Source organism: Vagococcus fluvialis bH819, assembly GCF_900163795.1.
In the GTDB taxonomy this organism is placed as follows: domain Bacteria; phylum Bacillota; class Bacilli; order Lactobacillales; family Vagococcaceae; genus Vagococcus; species Vagococcus fluvialis_A.
The window spans coordinates 361,373-380,722 of record NZ_FWFD01000008.1 but is presented as its reverse complement, the minus strand read 5'-3'; the positions used below and the strand labels follow the sequence as shown (position 1 = coordinate 380,722).

Genomic DNA, 19,350 nt, shown 5'->3' with positions numbered 1-19,350 from the left:
TGTTATTATATTATTAAATTTAATAGAAAAATTTGAAGTTTATTTGAATAAATTGCTGAAAAAACCTGTTTTTTTTGTTTCCGTTTTAGGTTCTTTATTTGTTTTTTTATTATAAGATGTGTTGTTTTTTGCTGAAATATCTTCTCTGTTAATTGGAGTATCTAAGGCATAGACGATAGCTATTTCATCATCAACAAGAGTCGTTTCATCTCTATCAACAAACTTAAAATCAATGTTTTTTCGTTTGGCTAAATTCATTAAACGATTTTGACTAGTAATATCACAGTTGGCATCGATGAGCAACGTACCATTCGGAAAATCCGTAAACTGTTGTAAAGAAAAACTATCAAAAATTGACTTTCTTGCTTCCTCAGTGGTAAGCACAAAAACAACTCTTTCTCTAAACGTTCCTAGGTATTTTTTTTGCTCATCGGGTTTAATTTGAGGTGTTCCATAAAGGGCGTTATCTAAATAATCTTGGACATCTTTACCTGCCATTACATAACTCCTTTCCTTAAGTTTTATATACTAAGTATAACATATGTTGGTGTAGGAAAGATTTTAGAAAATTGTTGCATTTTTGTTTCAATTTGGTTAAGCTTAACTGGAAATGAAAATCATTATCAATTAGAAAGTTGAATTATTTTGATGAAAAAAACACTTCCGATTAGTTTACTAATCTTTTTTTCTTGTTTGTCATTGTTTGTTGGTGTACAAAGTATCTCAGTTACCCACTTTTTTAACTTTAACGAACTGGAACAATTAGTTTTATGGAATACGAGAATTCCACGTACAGCAAGTTTGATTATTGCTGGGGCAACGAGTAGCGTCTGTGGATTAATCATGCAACATTTAACACAAAATAAATTTGTATCACCCACAACAGCTGGTACGATGGACAGTGCTCGCTTAGGAATGCTAGTAGCAATGCTCTTTTTCCCTTCAGGTTCCATTTTAACACGTTCATTTGTAGCCTTTTTATTTGCCTTTGGAGGGACGTTTTTATTTCTAAAATTGATTAAGTGGATACCATCTAAAAATCAAATTATGATCCCATTGATTGGCGTGATGTTTGGAAATGTTATTGGATCTGTGGTGACTTTTTTTGCGTATCAATTTCAGTTAATCCAAAATATGACGTCATGGCTTCAAGGAAATTTTGCTACAGTCACTAAAGGTGATTACGAATTGATTTATATTTCAGTTCCGATTTTAATTGTCTGCTACTTCTTTGCTTACCGTTTTACGATTGTCGGAATGGGAGAAGATATCGCAACTAATGTTGGTCTGAACTATGAAAAAACGCAAATGTTAGGGTTACTTTTGATTGCGATTGCTAGTAGTGTGACCTTGGTTACGATAGGTGGGTTGCCATTTATTGGTGTGATCATCCCTAATATTGTGTCGCAATTCTACGGGGATCAGATGAAGCAGACTTTATTCATTACAGCTGTTTCAGGTAGTTTATTCTTAGTCATGTGTGATATTTTATCAAGAGTTCTTAGACAACCATATGAAGTACCGGTAAGTTTAATCGTAGGTATCGTTGGTAGTGTGGTCTTTATCTTCCTTTTATTAAGGGGGTCAAAGAAGGCATGAGAAAAGTTATGAATCATCAAGCAACTAAACTAATGTTTCTAATTCTTTTAACTTTAGGAATGGTTTTATTATTTTTAACCTATCACACTTACGGTAATTGGGAATTTGCTTTAGAACTTCGAGGAAAAAAAATACTGGCTTTTGTCATCGTTGGGTTATTAACTAGTTTTTCAACGATTACTTTTCAAACAATCTCTCAGAATCACTTCTTAACACCTAGTATTTTAGGATTCGATTCGCTATATGTCCTCATTCAGACCCTTTTATTTTTCTTTTTGGGAAGCTCTCATCAACGAGATCCAAGATTGTTTATGCTGAATGTTTTGTTAATGGTTTTTATCAGTGTTCTCTTGTTTTCAACGTTACTCAAAAAAGAGAAACAAGATTTATTCCTATTATTAATGATTGGTATGATTTTAGGAACACTTTTCAAAAGTATGAGTACTTTCTTACAAGTGATGATGGACCCGAATGAATACGACAAATTACAAGGAAAATTATTCGCTAGTTTCAGTAATATAGAAGTTTACTTGCTTATTTTAGTTATTCCAATCGTCATTATCTTAGTCATCCTATTTATGTTAGCGGCTAAAAAACTAGATGTCCTTCATTTAGGAATGGCACAGGCGACTAACTTAGGAATTAATGTGAACCGGTTTAGAAAATATTTATTGTTTTTAATTAGCTTATCAGTCGCTCTTGCGACAGCATTAATTGGGCCGATTATTTTTTTAGGTTTTATTGTGGCCAATGTTACATATCAGTGGATAGGAACATACAAACATACCTATCTATTTATATCTGGTGGGATTCTCAGTATTTTATTTCTTGTTTCAGGTCAGTTTTTAGTAGAACAAGTTTTTCATATGAACACGACGTTGAGTGTGGTCATTGAATTTAGTGGTGGTCTTTACTTTATTTGGAAACTATTAAAAACGAGAGGAGGAAGCGTATGATGGAAGTCAGTCAAGTGACTAAAAAATACGGCAACAAAGAAGTTGTTAGTAGTATTGATTACGAAGTTAGAAGTGGTCAATTAACAGCCTTCATTGGTCCCAACGGTGCAGGGAAGAGTACCTTACTGTCAATGATGAGTAGACTACTAGACAAAGATCAGGGCGGTATTTATTTAGAGAAGAATGAAATCAAAGCTTGGAATCAACAAGAGTTGGCTAAAAAATTAGCGATACTAAAACAAGCTAATGGCGTTCAATTAACTTTAACAGTTAGAGAACTCGTAGCATTTGGTCGGTTTCCACATAGTAAAGGCAAGCTAACAAAAGTTGATCAAGAAAAAATTGCCGAAAGCTTGAGTTATCTGAACTTACTTGATTTGGCAGATGAAAACATCAATACGCTATCAGGTGGTCAATTACAGCGAGCTTATATTGCGATGGTTCTGGCACAAGATACTGAGTATATCTTTTTAGATGAACCACTCAATAATTTAGATATGAATCATGCGGTTCAATTGATGAAAACGATTCGTCGTTTAGTCGATGAAAAGAAAAAAACAGTTATTATCGTTTTGCATGATATTAATTTTGCCGCAAGTTATGCAGATGACATTGTGGCAATGAAATACGGGAAAATTTTTAAAACAGGAACAACAGACGAAGTAATCACTAAAGAAGTTCTAGATGAGCTGTATGATATGAGCATTCGAGTGTGTGAACTAGAAGGAAAACGTTTCTGTTTATATTTTAATTAGAAAAGGAAGAAAAGATAGATGAAGAAGAAATTAATTGGTTTTATTAGTGTATTAGCCTTAACAACAATGGTTTTAGGAGCTTGTGGTGGTAATGATGCTAAAAAAGAAATAAAAACAAGTGAAGTAGCTAAAGAAAAAATAGTCAAAGTGACAGATGGTGAAGGTAAAGAAGTAGAAGTACCTAAAAATCCTAAAAAAGTTGTTGTTTTTGATATGGGATCATTAGATACGATAAATCAACTAGGTGCTGGTGATACGGTGATAGGAGCTCCATTAAAAACATTGCCTAAATACTTAGATACGTTTAAATCAGTTGAGTCAGCTGGTGGGATTAAAGAACCAGATATGGAAAAAATCAATGCCATGCAACCAGAATTAATCATTATCTCAGGTCGTCAACAAGATGCACAAAAAGATTTAGAAAAAATTGCGCCAACTTTATACTTAGGTGTTGATAGCACTAAAACGTGGGAATCAACAAAACAAAACATTGAAACGTTAGGAACAATTTTTGATAAGGAAGACGCTGCTAAAGAAAAAATTGCTAAGTTAGAAACAGATATCAAAGAATTAAAAGAAAAAGCAGAAGCAAGCAAAAAAACAGGTTTAGTCACTTTGGTTAATGAAGGTTCTTTATCAGCATATGGAAAAGGTTCTCGTTTCGGTATTGTTCATGATACATTCGGTGTGGCTATGGCAGATGATAAAATTGAAGCCTCAACTCATGGTCAAGAAGTATCATATGAGTATGTTTTAGAAAAAAATCCAGATGTGTTATTCGTCATTGATCGTACCAAAGCAATTGGTGGAGATGACAGTAAAAACAATGTAGCAGAGAACGCATTAGTGAAACAAACCAATGCTGGAAAAAATGGTAAAGTGATTACGTTAACACCAGATGTTTGGTATTTATCAGGTGGTGGGATTGAGTCAACTGAATTGATGATTAAGGATGTAGCTAAGGGATTTGAATAGAAAGAAAAAGAACTAGTGATTAACTTGTGGAGTTAATTGCTAGTCCTTTTTTTATTTCAGTTGCTTGGAGCTAAACGCCTTTTTTACCACGCTATTTCAAAGTCTCAATTATTTGTTTTGAGACATTTAATTTATTCATTGTTTCCTCATAGTTTTTAGAGGCGTAGGTAGAGAATAAGATATCAGCTGCAAATAGTTGGACCATCATGGAGTTTGTTGCGGAACTTCTAATGGGTGCTTCACTACCGCTTGAGGTAATCAACAGACAATCTGCAATGACTGCTAAGCTAGAGTCAGGAGAGCTTGTGATGACAATGACTGGAATGTTTTGATTTTTAGCAATCCGAGCCAAATGAATGACTTCTTGTTTTTCTCCAGAATTAGAAATAGCGATAAACGTTCCTGAAAGAGAATTACTAACAAGAGAAGTTGACATTAAATGATGATCTTTACTGAAGATGACATTGCGACCGATTCGCGTGAATTTTTGATAGATATCTTCAGAAACAATACCAGACGCACCTAAACCAAATGTGAAAATAGTAGTATTTTCTTCAATATAATCAATTGCTTGGGAAATAACCTCATCGTTTAGTAAGTTAAAAGTTTCTTCAAAACTATTATTTAAATTAAACTTCAATTTTTTCTTAATGTTATCAATGGTTTCATCTTTAATAATATCTGTGTGAAGATTTTCTTCGATTTGAGGTAAATTTTTAGATAATTGTATTTTTAAATCGGTAAAGCCACTTAGTCCAAGAGAATAGCACAAACGAACAATTGTAGCAGGGCTTGAGTTGGCTTGTTTAGCTAGGTTAGTCACGCTCATATTAATGACTTCTTGAGGATTTTCCATAATCCAGAGAGCCAGTTGTTTTTCTGCTTTTGATAAACTATTTAATTTTTCTTTCATGATATAAATAATATTATATTTCATTGGATACAGCCCTCTCATAAAAAATAAAAGACATACAACTCCATTATAAAGGTTGTATGTCTTAAAATCTATCTTGTTAGCCAGATAGGAATTTCTTGAAGAGATATCATGATCTCTGTCGCCTGACTTTGATTTATGACAAAGTCTTTTGGTTTTAAAGCCAAACAGTCCATTCCTGCTGAGATGGCTGCTTGAATACCGTAAGTTGAATCTTCAATGGCAACGCACTCAGAAGGCTTCATACCTAATTTTTCAGCAGCAGCCAGATAAACATCAGGGGCAGGTTTTGACTTAGCCATGTCTGCACCACTAACAACCACATCGAAAAATCCGGTTAATCCAGTAACTTCCAATACATTGACTAAAGAGAGATACTCACCAGCAGAAGCTAACCCAATTTTATAGTCATTCAATTTTAACCAAGTTAAGACTTCCTGAATGTGATCTGTTAACATCTCTGAGTAATTGACTTTGAAATCTTTTCTAAAGTTAGCAAAAGCAATTAGCATCTCTTGTTGCTTTGCTAGATCGTTAGGAAAAAGAGCTTCAAACATTGCTTTTGGATTAGACCCAATCGTGTTTTGTTGGAAGTCATCTGAGATGATAATTCCTTGTTCATTAAAAAATAGTTCTCGGCGTTTAAGGTAGAATATTTCTGATTGAATAATGACGCCATCCATATCAAAAATAACAGCTTTTTTCATCTTATTGTTCAACTCGCATTTCTGGATTAGTTCCAAAGAAGTATGTTGCTAAGAAGCCACCAGCATAAGCCGCTAGTAGACCGATAACATATTGTAACATGTGACCATTGTTAATTAAAGGAATTAAAGCAACCCCACTAGGTCCAATTGATGTTGCACCAACGTTACCAAATAAGCCAATCACTGCACCACCAATACCACCACCGATACAAGCGGTAATAAATGGACGACCAAGAGGTAATGTTACCCCATAAATTAAAGGTTCACCAATTCCTAAAATCCCAACAGGTAAAGCACCTTTGATCATTTCAGTTAATTGCTTGTTTTTGCGACAACGAACCCAAAGAGCAATAGAAGCTCCAACTTGACCAGCACCAGCCATAGCTAGGATAGGTAATAATAATGTGTAACCATTGTTTGTAATCATTTCTAAATGAATCGGTGTTAAGATTTGATGAAGACCAAACATAACCATTGGTAAGAATAAAGCCCCCAACATAAAGCCAGCAAAAGCACCACCAACACCTAAAATCCAGTTAATGAAACCAACTAAACCAGCTGAAATAGCACCAGCAATTGGCATGATTAGGAAAATAGTAATCATAACCATAGTTAGAAGTGTCACAGTAGGAGTGACAATAATATCGATTGACTCAGGTACTACTTTGTGTAATTTTTTCTCAATCATTGACATTAAGAAGACTGCTAAAATAACACCGATAATTCCACCTTGGTTAGGACTTAAATCCCCACCGGTAAAGATATTAGGTAATGGATTTTCAGGAGTCACACCTGTTAACATGATAATCCCACCGATAACCCCACCTAAACTTGGAGAAGCCCCGAATTCTGTCGCAGCGTTAATCCCAACGTAAATATTAAGATAAGCAAAGACACCACTTTGAACGATTTTTAAGACAGTAATAATATGTGCCCAGTTATCGCCACTAATTTGTCCAGCTAACATTAAGTTTCCTAAAACTGAAGCAATCCCACCGATAATTCCGGCACCAACAAAGGCAGGGATTAAAGGAACAAAAATATTAGCGATTGATTTTAATGCTTTAGACCAAGGTTTTTGGTTTTTCTTTTTAACATCTGCTTTAACTTGAGCTGCTTTAGCTTCAACAGCATCTTTCCCAGAAGTTGTGTGAGTGATTGGTTCACCTAATTTAACGCCAGCCATATCAACCATTGCTTGAGCTACTTTATTCACTGTTCCAGGTCCAATGACAACTTGTAAAGTATCATCTTCAACCACCCCCATAACACCTTCAACTTGTTTTAATTTATCTAAATCGACTTGAGTATAATCATCGATCTCCATTCTTACACGTGTCATACAGTGAACGATTTTATTCACATTTTTCATGCCACCTACATTATCGTAAATGCCATTAGCAATATTTTGTATACGATCTGTCATTTTAATTTCCCCCAATTAAATACTATTTTTAATAAAACCTTTTCCCTTAGTTAATTTTTCTGCAGCTTCTTCTTTTGTCACATCAGTTAAGATCATAATAATAGCAAGTTTTACATTTTGGTTTGATGTTTCAAAAGTGTTTTCTGCTGTAGGGTAATCACACCCAGTTGCTTCCATAATAATACGTTTTGAGCGTTCCACTAATTTTTCATTGGTTGCTTTCACATCAACCATTAGATTATTATAAACTTTTCCAATCCCAATCATAGAAACAGTTGATAACATGTTTAAAATTAATTTTTGCGTTGTACCAGCTTTTAACCTTGTTGAGCCAGTTAAAACTTCAGCACCAGCATCTACTTCAATTGGAAACTCAGCGTAGTTACTGATTTCAGCATTTTTGTTACAAGCTATAGTAGCCGTTGTAGCGTTAACACTCTTAGCGTATTCTAGACCACCAATCACATAAGGTGTACGACCACTTGCAGCAATTCCAATCACTGTATCATTTTCGTTGAGTTTGATATTTTTCAAATCTTCTATAGCCAATTCTTTAGAATCCTCAGCGCCTTCAACCGCAACGGTCATGGCAGAGTTTCCACCGGCAATAATACCTTGAACCATTTCAGGATCTGTACCAAATGTTGGGACACATTCTGCAGCATCTAAAATGCCTAGACGTCCACTTGTACCAGCTCCAATATAAATTAAGCGACCTCCTTTATTAAATGATTTAATAATTTCTTCAACAACGGTATTAATAGTAGGGAGTTCTTCTTTAATTGCTAAAGGTACCTTAGCATCTTCTTCGTTCATGATGGTTAAAATCTCAAGAGATGATAACTCATCTAAGTGCATCGTACGGTCGTTTCTTCTTTCGGTTGTTAATTTAGTTAAATCCATCGGCTAATCCTTTCTAATAAACTGGTATTTTTGTCCAGCTGTTATCCATTTAATTAAATCTAAATCCTTATCAATCACTTTTCCCATGACATTGACGCGAGGATCAGCAGCAAGCTCGTTTTTTACGATTTGTAGTTCCCCAGCGTAACGACCATAAAGATGGTTATCTAGGGTAATAGCCCCTTTGAAACGTTCAATGGTATTAATTTGATTGATGAAAGGTAATTTTTTAAATCTGGCTTCCTGACTTCTCACTACGTCACGAGCTGTATCCATTCGATTTGTATGAACATCTGTCAGAAGTTCTTGATAGTCTTCGGTATAAAACTGACTATTAAGCTGGATGATCTGATGTTCTTGATAGTGTTTAAACTGATTCATTGTTTCAATAGAAAGTTGTTCATCCCCAATATAAACTTCATCCACAAGACATTCTGTTAGCATATCAATTCCTGCTGCTAGAGGATGTCTGAAACGATGTTCCTCTAAGGTTGGTAATCCACAGAAAAGAGGTCCCCTTAATACCTTATCTCCAGGAGTGAATGAAATAATCTTTCCACCTAACTCTTTCAACCAGACATTTTTCTTGATGAAGTCGTCTCGCTCTAATCCTGTTTCAACACGAGGATAGTAATTATGCCAAAATTCCATATTAGAAAATTGAGCACCATGCTTTTTCAACTCAGCTATATCATTTAATGAAAGTGTACTAGCATTTAATCCTACTGTTAATTGGTGAGAAACATGAGCAATCGTTTCCATTGGAATGCCGTAATCCATTCGAAGACCTGTAATGCCAAACTCTTTAATCTTGTTTAGATCTCCATTAATATCCATACCTAACGTAGCTAATCCTTTAGTTGAAATATCAACCATTAGATTAAGTCCGTGTTCTTTGGCTAGATTTCCTAGATGAGTGATTCGACTAACATATTGAGACTGATCATCTTCTGGAATATGCATGGAGGTGAAAATACCAACGAAGCCGTTTTGAGTCATCTCAATAAGATAGTCTTCCGTTTCTTGAGACATGTCAGAGCCTAGAAATACTGAAAAACCAAACATGTAAAGCGCCTCCTTTATTTATTTGATTACAGTATAACTTGTTTGGAATTATATTTCAATAAAACGATATCATTTTATTTTAAAAAGGAATAAAATTTCTTTAATGGGATTTTATTACTCTGCTTTATTTCTAAAATACTGTTATAATAAAATACTATAAAATTATTTTAGGGGATTGTTAATGAGATATTCGAGGAGACTTATGCAGGCCATTACAGACACAATGGCTATTATTTATAGTATGTGGTTTTTTATTATTTTAGTATTTTTATTAGTTTTTGTTATTTATATATTTACGGGATATATATTGAATCCATTATTACCTATTGGATTATTTTTTATTTATGCTTTGTTTTGTCATTCAGAAAACTATCAAGGAATCGGATGGATAGTGGCTATTTTATTTACATTAATAATGTTAACTGCAGGTAGAATTGTTCCGCAAGAAGAAAAAGAAGCGAAGGAAAAAGCTGAGGAAAGTTTGGAAAAAGATAAAAAGTTAGTTTATGAATCTCAGTTATTATCAATTAAAGATGAACAGGGCAATGAAATAGAAATTGTTGAAGAACCAGATAAAGAGTTGAAAAATAGGCATGAGGTTAAAGATGATCATAAAGTATACTTGTCTTTTATAATTAATAGCAGAGGAAATCCTAATGAACATCCAGGATTAAAGGAAAAAGATCTAGAACCTTTTAGAATAGAGACTGATAATGTTTATGCTTATCTCAGCCAACGATATGATGATGAGTGGAAGTATGATGAAAAAACTGGAATATTAGAAGGAACTGCTACGTATAGTTTAAATGATTACGCTATGGGTAATGATAGTTTTAAGATATCATTGACTTCTTTAAGTGAAAATATGATTTCAAGATATGCTGGATATATTAATATAGAATTAATAGAAAAGGAAAAAGAAAAATCAGAAATAAATACTATTGAAAGTACTGAAGAAAATAGTAAACCCTTTAGCTATTCAAAAGAAAAAAAAGGTGACCATAAGAGGGAAGAAACGATTACAGAAAATAATATAGAAGATTGGGAACATATTTTGGATGATTATGAATTGGAAGAAATAAGGGAAGTTGAAGGGTATTATGATTAAATAAAAAGGAGAAAATTATGGGTGGTAGCATAATTTATGTAGGATCTAGAGAAATTAGTCGAGAAGATTATTATCAAAAAAAAGATAACTGGGGAATGTATCGAAATATTAGAGCAAAAGATATTAACTTAGAGGAAGAATTTTATAATGAATTAATATCCTTTGGAAAACGGTTTGCAGGTGTAAAAAAGCATAAAGAGTACTGTGATCAATTAGAAAGAAAATATGGATTAAGATATCTAAATCGAAAAAATAAACTTCTCATATTAAAAATTTATAAAGAAAGTTACGTGAGAAATCCAGATAAATTAATTCGAGAGGAAATGATTTATTTAAACTTAATTAAAAATTTAAACGAGTATAAACTAGATATGAAAATTCAAGAAAGTTTATTCAGTTATGCCCCATTATTTAATTCAATAAAAGCAAATATTAAAAAATAAGTTCCAAGTAAATTTAAAAGTAAATAAAAATTATGTAGTATTTCTAAACGATTAATTCCTATGTCTAAGCGGTCGGATTAAGCTAGGAAATTATTAGCGATGTATGACAATCAAATTTTCACGCAAAAGGAAGTTTTATCAGTAATGAATGCTTATTATTTGTGTTGTTATGATTATGCAAATAAAGAAGATAAGAACAGTTTAGAAAAGTACTTAATCGTTACGAAAGTTAATAGTCATATTAAAAAATTTATTCTTGAAATTGAAGATATTTAAATAAAAAAGAAAATATCTTCAATTTCTAGTAATCATTACAAGCTCCTCTGATATTTCTTAAAAAGTAGTTAGAAAGCCTATCTCTCTAAACTTTCTTTAAACCACTCCAAAGCTCTATCTCTCGCCATTTTATGATCCACTACAGGAGATGGGTAGGTGACACCTACTTTAAAAGCCAAATTATGTTGAAGCGTTTCAGATAGTAGCCAGGGTTCATGACAATATTTTACAGGTAAATTAGTAAGTTCGGGTACAAATTTTTTAATAAATTCAGCTTCTTTATCGAACTTTATCCCCTGTGTAATGGGATTAAAAATTCGGAAATAAGGAACGGCATCTGTTCCAGTTGAAGCGGCCCATTGCCAACCACCAATGTTACTTGCTGAGTCATAATCAATCAGTTGTTCAGAAAAATATCTTTCTCCTAAGCGCCAATCAATGAGTAAATCCTTTGTTAAAAAAGAAGCGACTAGCATTCTAAGCCGATTATGCATCCAACCAGTTTCGTTTAATTGTCTCATAGCTGCATCAATTATGGGATAGCCAGTTTGACCTATCTTCCATTTTTCAAAAATGAGACTTTCTTGTTGCCAAGGTAACTGTTGGTATTTCCCTTTTAATTCTTCTTGATATTGATTCGGGTAATAAAAATAGATCATATGATAAAAATCTCGCCAAGCCAGTTCTTTTATAAAGATCTCTTTTCCATCACTATCAGGCAAGGATTGACAGGCTTGATAAACTTTTCTAATAGAGATAGCGCCAGTTGAAAGGTAAGGAGACAGACGGCTTGTGCTATCTAAAAAAGGGTAGTCTCTATTTATGTCGTAATGTTCTAAGTGGGTCATAATGAATGTATTTAATTGCGTGTTGGCCTGTGTCTCACCGACCTTACTTGAAAAGTCAGTTTGACGATTATTTAGTAAGTTGTTTAAAGTTTGTGTTCCCATTTCAAAGTATTGTGGCTGATGAATAACTTTGTCTAAGTAAGGAGTAAGATTATTTTTTTGATAATGTCCCTTAGATAATTGCCGCCATTTTTTGTAGTATGGAGTAAACATTTTATAATGTGTTCCATCTGGCTTTTGAATTTCTGTCGCTTGATGGAGATGATTTTCTTCGTATGAATTAACCTGAATATTTTTTGATTCTAGAAAAGCAGTCACGGCTAGGTCTCTTTTTCTGCCAAAGCCTCGATTATCTATGTTGAAAAAAATGTGTGTTGTATCTGAGTAAATTGTTAATAATGCATCGAAGGCGTCGATAATATTTCCAGTTAATAGATGAATGGTTAAATGCTGCTCACTTGAATCTGAAATAAAGTGATCTAAAGTGGAAAAAAAATAATCGTGGCTGTTAGTTCCAATTCGTAATTGTTGGTCATTAATATGAAAGATACATAGAAGTTTATCTTCTGGAGTTAATGATGTGAGAGCTTCGCTAAACGCTGTATTATCTTCTAGTCTTAAATCTCTTCGAAACCACATAATATGAATAGCCATAAGAATCCTCCTTTTCTTTATATTGTAACAAAAATAAAGGGAGCAACACAATCGCCAAGAACACTCTTTATTGGTAAACTAATAAAAAAGATAGGAGTGTGGGTATGAACCAAGAAGAATTCAAACAACTAGAACAAATCAAGTCGTACGCTGAAAAAGTTCTATTAAATGATAAAACAGGGCACAATATGGATCATATTTACCGTGTAGTAAGAGCAGCTGAAAAAATTCAAAAGGTTGAAGGCGGCAATTTATTTATTGTTCTTTCAGGGGCATATTTACATGATGTAATGGATGATAAATTAGTGTCAGATGTGCCTTTTTCTAGAAAATTATTGGCTGATTTCCTTTCAACTATAGAAATCACTGAAAAAGATAGTCAGCATATTTTTGAAGTTATTGACCATGTTTCTTTTAGTCATCAATTAGAACATGAGGATGACAGGTTATCTTTAGAGGCTCAAATTGTACAAGATGCAGATCGACTTGACGCAATTGGTGCAATTGGTATTGGTCGTACTTTTTATTATGGAGGAAAAAAAGGGCACGCCATGTACGATTCAAAGATTCCCCCTCGTAAAAATATGACTAAGGAGGATTATCGAATTAATCAAACAGTGATTAATCATTTTTATGAAAAATTATTTTTATTAAAAGATATGATGCACACGACAACAGCAAAAAAAATAGCTGAGAAGCGACAACAGTTAATGGAGTTGTTTGTAGAAGATTTTATCTCTGATTGGGAAAAATAGTTTAAATAGAATAAGAAAAATTGCTTTGATCCAGTTATTTGGAGCAAAGCAATTTTTGATTCACTCTTACTTAGTCTGGATTCAAAAGGCAGCTCCTGCGGCAATTTCAAAAATTAAAATTAATTCGAAGCCCGTGAATTATTTTTAATTTCTTCCAATTGCTTGGAGCTAAGCGCCTTTTTTATCACTCTTACTTAACGGGAATCCATATTTCTGTTACGTGGTTGTCTGACATTGGATCAAGGTCGAGCGGGTACGATTCAAAGTCTGGTAAATTTCTTTGAGTGTATGATGTGCTTGGGAAGAAAGATTCATAAATTTCTTGATACGTCTTTCTGATGGCTTCTGGCACTTTTCCGACAGCTTTAAAAACGACCCAATCCGTTTCTGGAATAGTAATTGTTTCTAAACTAGGAAGAGTTGTTTCTTCACGACTTCTAACACCAATTAAATAGTTATAAGCTTCACCTTCACCAGGTAAGCAGATACCTAGAACAGTGTTAGGTGTTGTGGGATCTTTCTCATTAATAACTTGATCAAAGAGTTTAGTCTCATTAAAGGTATCCCAAAATTGTGGGATTTTTTCCTGTCCTTCTGATACTGTTTGGTAATTTTCTTTAATTCCTGTTACTAAAAAAGCGGGTTTTCTTGTCATGTAATAATTCATTTCAGTTCCTCCTTTGATTTGTACGCGAATCGATAATTTAGGGAATATTTTTAAATCATTCCAATTCTTTCGAGCGCTAGAAGGAGAAGTTTGGAAATATTGCTGAAAAGCTCGACTGTAACTCTCAGAGGATTGATAACCATATTTAAAGGCAATATCAATAATCTTCATATCTGTTTCCTTCAAGTCATAAAGAGAACAAGATAGTTTTCTTTTTCTAATGTATTCCCCTAAAGGAATTCCTGCTAGAATCGAAAAAACTTTTTGAAAATTGTACTCTGACATTTGTGCTAACTGCTCAATGTCTTTCATGACGATCTCTGTTGTTAAATGATTCTCGATATACTCAAGGACAGCTGCGATTTCATTCATTGCTATATTTCTACCTTTCTTTCTTCTGAATTAATCTTAACTAAATCTAAGTGAGAATACTGGATAAACTTTGGCAAAAAAAGTCAATTTTCATAAAAAAACATCATTCAAGAAAAGAGTGTGTTACTTTTTCTTGAATGATGACTTTTTTAAATTATTTACCTTCAAAAACTTTTTTCTCAGGTAATTGATAATCAGCAGCATCTAACCCATCAGAGGCTAAAGCTTCTTTAAAGTCATCAATACTTAGATCAAGTTTTCTTGAAAGATCAAAAACGCTATGTAAGACATCATGGAAGTACATAGAATTGCCTTGTTCAAAATAAGCTTTGTATTCTTGAGACGTGTTACTGTGCCCAGTTTCAGCTTGGTATTTTTTAGCTTCTTCTAGATAATAATTAAAATGTTCTTTAGTAAAATCAGCAAAGTGGTTAAAGATATTAATCGCTAAAGTCAAATCAGCAGACCATGTAGAAAAATTCTTTTTGGCCAATCCACCTTGAACCTCAATAAGAGCGAATTTAGCGTCACGTAAATATTGAGTAATCAACATTTCGATGTTTAAACTAATACCAGTGTAAGAAATATTTTCAAATTTAAATTGTTTTAAATCTTCTAATTCGGCTAACAAACTTTCAGGGGTAAAGTTACGATTTTCCATACTTTTGTAAACTTTTTGTTGTTGAAACATTTTGTAGACCTCCAATAATAGTATTTTTATACCTTTATTATAAACGATGTCAGACAAAGTACCAACATAAATCGGTATATTTTAAACAAAAATAGAAATAATAAGGTATATATTAAGGATTGTTAAGGTTACAGTGATAACCCAAGCGGAGACAGTCACCCACAAATGATTAGTAAAATCGCCCATTAATTTTTTTTGACTGGTAAAAATGGTTAAAGGAATAATTGAAATTGGTAAAGCAGCACTTAGGAAAACTTGAGAATAAATTAGCAGTTTTTCCACAACTTCCTCAGAATCACCAAAGATAATAATCGCAATGACAACGGGAATAACAGCTAACAAACGAGTGATTAATCTTCTAGCCCAAGTGGGTATTCTTAATTTGATAAAACCTTCCATAATAATTTGTCCAGATAAAGTCCCAGTAATGGTCGAATTTTGTCCAGAAGCTAAGAGAGCTACGGCAAAAAGAACGCTGAGTACAGGTGAGGCAATGGCTCCGACAACTTTTGAATCAGATAAAGCGTGAAATAAAGAACCAAGTGTTGTTAGTGAATCCCCATGGCCAAAAAAGAGTGTCGCTCCTAAAGTTAAAAGGAGACAGTTCACAATAAAGGCAAAAAATAACTGGATATTAGAATCCCATTTGGCAAAACGAAGTGCTTCTTTTAAGGCAGATTTATCTTTTCGATCATATTGTCTGGACTGAACAATAGAAGAATGTAGATAAAGATTATGAGGCATAACTGTCGCGCCAACAATCCCTAAAGCAAGAAGTAGTGCACCATTGTTGGTAAGGACTTCTTTTCTAGGGATGAATCCTAAGAATAGATCACTCATGTTAGGCTGACCTAGAATAACTTCATACATAAAAATAACAAAAATAGTCGCAATTAAAGTCATCACAATGGCTTCTATTTTTCTAAAACCAAGTTTGGCTAGCATAAGCAGTAAAAAAACATCTAAGACGGTAATAAAAACCCCTAATAAAAGTGGAAAACCAAATAAAAGATTCAATGCTACAGCACTCCCAATAACTTCTGCGATATCTGTGGCCATGATGGCTAATTCATTCATAATCCAAAGAAAAATCCCCATTTTTTTATTAGTGTGAACACGGGTTGCTTGTGCTAAGTCCATCCCAGTAACAATCCCTAGTTTGGCGGACATATACTGGAGCATCATAGCAATCAAGTTAGAGATTAAAATAACTGATAGTAATAGATAGCCAAACTGGGCACCACCAGCAATAGATGTTACCCAGTTTCCAGGGTCCATGTAACCTACAGCAACTAAAGCGCCTGGGCCAGAGTATGCTAATAGCTTTCTTAAAAAACTTGCATTTTTTGGAACGGAAACAGTATTATTTATTTCAGGTAAACTTAGACCATTAAGTTTATCAGTTAGTAGGTTTTGATGTTTGTTCATATAAAGACACTTCCTTTTTAGGTGTACCTAAATTATATTTTTAAATACATAAAAAAGCAAGGGAATTGTTTTGTTTGATGGAATTGTATATAGTAAAATAAAAAGAAAGTTAAAGGAGTGGTAATCATGTTTCAAGAAGAAAAAAATCGCTTTTATTTAACCGAAGAAGGAAAAATGATAGCAGAAATTACCTGGGAAATATTGGGAGATGGTTCGATAGATGTCAATCATACTTTTGTAGATTCAAGTCAAAGAGGAAAAGGGTTGGCAGAAAAATTAGTTTTAGAAGTTATAAAAAAAGCACAAATAGAAAATATCACAATAATTCCAACTTGTTCTTATGTAGCAAAATATTTTGAAACTCATGAAACTTATCAATATTTACTAAAAAAATAACAAAAGAAGCTATCCGAAGACAGCTCCTTAGCCTAAAATATGATGAATGAACACCATAGTTTATGATTATAATAGATTCATATAAATAAAACAATAGTGATTTTTTTGAAAATAAAAATAGGAAACTATTTTTTAGACAAAAAAATGTAATTATAAGTAGCGTTGATTGCTATAATCCTTAAAAGAAGTGAGTTGCTCGCTTCTTTTTTGATTTTTTTAAAAATTGTCTTAAATTGTGTTATAATACTAAGGACTATATGTAAAAATGGGTGATATTTGCCCAGATTAATCGAGGAGGTTTACAAATGGAGGAGAAAAAAACATTTTATATTACAACCCCCATTTATTATCCAAGTGGCAAACTACACATTGGTAGTTCGTACACAACAATAGCTTGTGATGCAATGGCTCGCTACAAACGTTTGAAAGGATTTGATGTGTTTTATCTAACGGGATTAGATGAGCATGGTCAAAAAATTGAACAAAAAGCAGAACAATTAGGGATTGAACCAAAAGAATACGTTGACGATATGGCAACAGACGTTAAAAAATTATGGAATTTATTAGATATTGATTATACAAAATTTATTCGTACCACAGATGAAAGTCACATGAAAACAGTTAAAAAAATCTTCCAACAATTACTAGATCAAGGGGATATTTATTTAGGTGAGTATGAAGGATGGTATTCTGTCTCTGATGAAGAGTACTTCACTGAAAATCAATTAGCTGAAGTTTACCGTGATACAGAGGGTAAAGTTATTGGTGGAAAAGCACCAAGTGGACACGAAGTAGAGCTTGTTAAAGAGCAAAGTTACTTCTTCCGTATGAGTAAATACGCTGATCGTTTATTAGAGTATTATGACGCACACCCTGATTTTATAGAACCAGTATCTCGTAAAAATGAGATGGTCAACAATTTTATTAAACCAGGTTTAGGAGACTTAGCTGTTAGTAGAACATCATTCTCTTGGGGAATTCCAGTAGATGCTGATCCGAAACATGTGGTTTATGTTTGGATTGATGCGTTATCTAACTATATTTCAGCTCTTGGTTATGGCACGGAAGATGATAGTAACTTTAAAAAATATTGGCCAGCTGATGTTCACATGGTTGGAAAAGAAATCGTACGTTTCCATACAATTTATTGGCCAATTATGTTGATGGCTTTAGATTTACCATTACCAAAACAAATTTTTGCTCATGGCTGGTTAGTCATGAATGATGGCAAGATGTCTAAATCTAAAGGAAACGTTGTCTACCCAGAAATGCTAGTTAAACGTTACGGCTTAGATGCTCTACGTTATTATTTGATGCGCGCGATTCCGTTTGGTTCAGATGGTGTCTTTACACCAGAAGATTTTGTGGCTCGAGTGAACTATGATCTAGCCAATGATTTAGGTAATTTACTAAACCGTACGATTGCGATGATTAATAAATACTGTGAAGGTCATATACCAGCGTACGCTTCACAAGTCACGGAGTTTGATAGTGAATTATCAACAACGGCAGCTGATATTATTGGAAAATATAATAAAGCTATGGAAAAAATGGAGTTTAATGTAGCATTGGGTGAAATTTGGAAATTAATTTCTCGTGCCAATAAATATATTGATGAAACTGAGCCTTGGGTATTAGCAAGAGATCCAGAAAGAAAAGCTGAATTAGAAAGTGTTATGGTTCATTTAGCGGAAAGTTTACGTATCTCAGCTATATTACTACAGCCAGTTTTAACAGAAGCACCAAAAGAAATTTTACGTCAATTAGGTTTAGGTGAAGAAACATTATCTATGTTGGATATTCGTTTTGGTGATTTCCCTAAAGATACGAAAGTAATTAGTAAAGGAACGCCAATTTTCCCTAGGTTAGATATGGAAGTTGAAGTAGCTTATATTAAAGAACAAATGGCTCAAACAACGAATGCCACAGAAGAGGAAGTATTTAATCCAGAAGAAACAGAATTAGTTTCATCTAAAGAAAAAGAAATTAAATACGAAGACTTTGATAAAGTCGAATTAAAAGTAGCAGAGGTCATTGATTGCCGTAAAGTTAAGGGGGCTGATAAGTTACTTCAGTTCCGTTTAGATGCAGGTGATAAAGGACATCGTCAAATTCTTTCAGGAATTGCAGAGTTTTATCCAGAACCAACAGAGCTTGTGGGTAAAAAAGTAGTCATTGTAGCTAATCTGAAACCTCGTAAAATGCGTGGTGAAATTAGTCAAGGGATGATTTTATCTGCTGAGAATGAAGATGGTAAGTTATACGTAGTAGAAGCACCTAAATGTGCTGAAAATGGCGCGATTATTGCTTAGTAAAAAACGATTGAAAGAAAGCGTTAGTTCTTTCAGTCGTTTTATTTTGTGTTAAAATAAGAAGGATTGGAGTGAGATAA

At 33.5% G+C, this 19,350-nt stretch carries 20 protein-coding genes; 10 read left to right on the top strand and 10 right to left on the bottom strand.

From position 1 onward, the window contains the following. Positions 1–39 precede the first annotated feature (39 nt). A complete protein-coding gene (locus tag FM121_RS05940) occupies positions 40–498 on the bottom strand; it encodes a YueI family protein (RefSeq protein ID WP_086951242.1) in 459 nt (152 codons plus the stop codon). 150 nt (positions 499–648) lie between these two features. Here FM121_RS05940 and FM121_RS05935 point away from each other — a divergent pair, with 150 nt between their 5' ends. From FM121_RS05935 to FM121_RS05920, 4 genes are read left to right on the top strand one after another with little or no spacing between them, the layout of a single operon-like run. Further along, positions 649–1,599 carry an ABC transporter permease gene (locus FM121_RS05935; RefSeq protein WP_086951241.1) on the top strand — a complete coding sequence of 317 codons (951 nt, stop codon included), beginning with the start codon at positions 649–651 and terminating at the stop codon, positions 1,597–1,599. A gap of 8 nt (positions 1,600–1,607) precedes the next feature. Continuing rightward, positions 1,608–2,555, top strand: a complete 948-nt coding sequence (locus FM121_RS05930; RefSeq protein ID WP_373385072.1) for an iron chelate uptake ABC transporter family permease subunit — start codon at positions 1,608–1,610, stop codon at positions 2,553–2,555. Next, positions 2,552–3,310: an iron ABC transporter ATP-binding protein gene (locus tag FM121_RS05925; protein WP_086951239.1), complete on the top strand. Its 759-nt coding sequence runs from the start codon at positions 2,552–2,554 to the stop codon at positions 3,308–3,310. The genes FM121_RS05930 and FM121_RS05925 overlap by 4 nt, the downstream gene beginning before the upstream one ends. Positions 3,311–3,328: 18 nt before the next feature. Further along, positions 3,329–4,285: a siderophore ABC transporter substrate-binding protein gene (locus FM121_RS05920; protein ID WP_086951238.1), complete on the top strand. Its 957-nt coding sequence runs from the start codon at positions 3,329–3,331 to the stop codon at positions 4,283–4,285. Between the two features lie 91 nt (positions 4,286–4,376). On the opposite strand, the gene FM121_RS05915 is transcribed toward FM121_RS05920, so the two are convergent. The 5 genes from FM121_RS05915 to FM121_RS05895 form a co-directional block, all read right to left on the bottom strand. Beyond that, complete coding sequence (locus FM121_RS05915) at positions 4,377–5,222, bottom strand: MurR/RpiR family transcriptional regulator (RefSeq protein ID WP_256958413.1); 846 nt, start codon at positions 5,220–5,222, stop codon at positions 4,377–4,379. 68 nt (positions 5,223–5,290) lie between these two features. Next, positions 5,291–5,926: an HAD family hydrolase gene (locus FM121_RS05910; RefSeq protein WP_086951237.1), complete on the bottom strand. Its 636-nt coding sequence runs from the start codon at positions 5,924–5,926 to the stop codon at positions 5,291–5,293. A 1-nt stretch (position 5,927) separates the two neighbouring features. Next, positions 5,928–7,352, bottom strand: coding sequence for a PTS transporter subunit EIIC (locus FM121_RS05905; RefSeq protein WP_086951236.1), 1,425 nt, complete (start codon positions 7,350–7,352; stop codon positions 5,928–5,930). Positions 7,353–7,367: 15 nt separating this feature from the next. Further along, positions 7,368–8,255, bottom strand: coding sequence for an N-acetylmuramic acid 6-phosphate etherase (gene murQ / locus FM121_RS05900; RefSeq protein ID WP_086951235.1), 888 nt, complete (start codon positions 8,253–8,255; stop codon positions 7,368–7,370). 3 nt (positions 8,256–8,258) lie between these two features. Next, positions 8,259–9,320 carry a DUF871 domain-containing protein gene (locus FM121_RS05895; RefSeq protein WP_086951234.1) on the bottom strand — a complete coding sequence of 354 codons (1,062 nt, stop codon included), beginning with the start codon at positions 9,318–9,320 and terminating at the stop codon, positions 8,259–8,261. A gap of 181 nt (positions 9,321–9,501) precedes the next feature. On the opposite strand from FM121_RS05895, the gene FM121_RS05890 reads away from it, so the two are divergent. The 3 genes from FM121_RS05890 (at position 9,502) to FM121_RS14440 (ending at position 11,147) form a co-directional block, all read left to right on the top strand. Next, positions 9,502–10,428 carry a hypothetical protein gene (locus tag FM121_RS05890; protein ID WP_143597063.1) on the top strand — a complete coding sequence of 309 codons (927 nt, stop codon included), beginning with the start codon at positions 9,502–9,504 and terminating at the stop codon, positions 10,426–10,428. Positions 10,429–10,445: 17 nt separating this feature from the next. Beyond that, positions 10,446–10,871: a hypothetical protein gene (locus tag FM121_RS05885; protein WP_086951232.1), complete on the top strand. Its 426-nt coding sequence runs from the start codon at positions 10,446–10,448 to the stop codon at positions 10,869–10,871. Between the two features lie 99 nt (positions 10,872–10,970). Then, the gene (locus FM121_RS14440; RefSeq protein WP_179203800.1) at positions 10,971–11,147 is read left to right on the top strand and encodes a hypothetical protein; all 177 of its coding nucleotides are present in this window, start codon (positions 10,971–10,973) and stop codon (positions 11,145–11,147) included. 77 nt (positions 11,148–11,224) lie between these two features. Here the strand turns inward: FM121_RS14440 and FM121_RS05880 are convergent, their stop codons facing one another. Next, the gene (locus tag FM121_RS05880) at positions 11,225–12,649 is read right to left on the bottom strand and encodes a cryptochrome/photolyase family protein (protein ID WP_086951231.1); all 1,425 of its coding nucleotides are present in this window, start codon (positions 12,647–12,649) and stop codon (positions 11,225–11,227) included. A 104-nt stretch (positions 12,650–12,753) separates the two neighbouring features. Between FM121_RS05880 and FM121_RS05875 the strand changes: the two genes are divergently transcribed. Continuing rightward, positions 12,754–13,404, top strand: coding sequence for an HD domain-containing protein (locus FM121_RS05875; RefSeq protein ID WP_086951230.1), 651 nt, complete (start codon positions 12,754–12,756; stop codon positions 13,402–13,404). 190 nt (positions 13,405–13,594) lie between these two features. Here FM121_RS05875 and FM121_RS05870 read toward each other — a convergent pair whose 3' ends face one another. From FM121_RS05870 to FM121_RS05860, 3 genes are all read right to left on the bottom strand, one after another. Next, positions 13,595–14,443, bottom strand: coding sequence for an AraC family transcriptional regulator (locus FM121_RS05870; protein ID WP_086951229.1), 849 nt, complete (start codon positions 14,441–14,443; stop codon positions 13,595–13,597). A 154-nt stretch (positions 14,444–14,597) separates the two neighbouring features. Further along, positions 14,598–15,134 (bottom strand): hypothetical protein, encoded by a 537-nt coding sequence (locus FM121_RS05865; RefSeq protein WP_086951228.1) that lies wholly within the window; start codon positions 15,132–15,134, stop codon positions 14,598–14,600. Positions 15,135–15,215: 81 nt separating this feature from the next. Next, positions 15,216–16,562, bottom strand: coding sequence for an Nramp family divalent metal transporter (locus tag FM121_RS05860; protein WP_086951227.1), 1,347 nt, complete (start codon positions 16,560–16,562; stop codon positions 15,216–15,218). A 126-nt stretch (positions 16,563–16,688) separates the two neighbouring features. Between FM121_RS05860 and FM121_RS05855 the strand changes: the two genes are divergently transcribed. Next, on the top strand, positions 16,689–16,958 hold the full coding sequence (locus FM121_RS05855) for a GNAT family N-acetyltransferase (protein WP_086951226.1): 270 nt from the start codon (positions 16,689–16,691) through the stop codon (positions 16,956–16,958). Positions 16,959–17,263: 305 nt separating this feature from the next. After that, positions 17,264–19,270 (top strand): methionine--tRNA ligase, encoded by a 2,007-nt coding sequence (metG, locus tag FM121_RS05850; RefSeq protein WP_086951225.1) that lies wholly within the window; start codon positions 17,264–17,266, stop codon positions 19,268–19,270. Positions 19,271–19,350: the final 80 nt, after the last annotated feature.